The following is a 265-nucleotide window of genomic DNA, read 5'->3' as shown; positions in this document are numbered from 1 at the left end:
AGCGCAACAAACAGAATGTGAAGCGCGTAAAAGGCCTGCTCTGCGACGGCGGCTATATCGGCGACCCATTTGCACAGGGAGTGCAGGAGATGTTGGGCAGGAAAGTCAAAGTGCAGATCGCAAAGCGCAGCGAACTGCACACCTTCAAGGTCATGCCCAAGCGCTGGATCGTGGAGCGCAGCTTTGCATGGTTAGAGAAGAACCGAAGGCTATGGAAAAACTGCGAGCGTCAGCTCAACACCAGCTTGCAGATGATCCACCTGGC

The 265-nt window shown here is 55.1% G+C and carries 1 protein-coding gene; it reads left to right on the top strand.

The features are described from left to right. On the top strand, window positions 1–265 hold a 265-nt coding region (locus XpopCFBP1817_RS21455), incomplete at both ends, for a transposase (protein WP_146090233.1).

The organism is Xanthomonas populi (genome assembly GCF_002940065.1).
GTDB lineage: Bacteria > Pseudomonadota > Gammaproteobacteria > Xanthomonadales > Xanthomonadaceae > Xanthomonas > Xanthomonas populi.
This window is presented reverse-complemented; position numbering and strand designations above follow the sequence as displayed.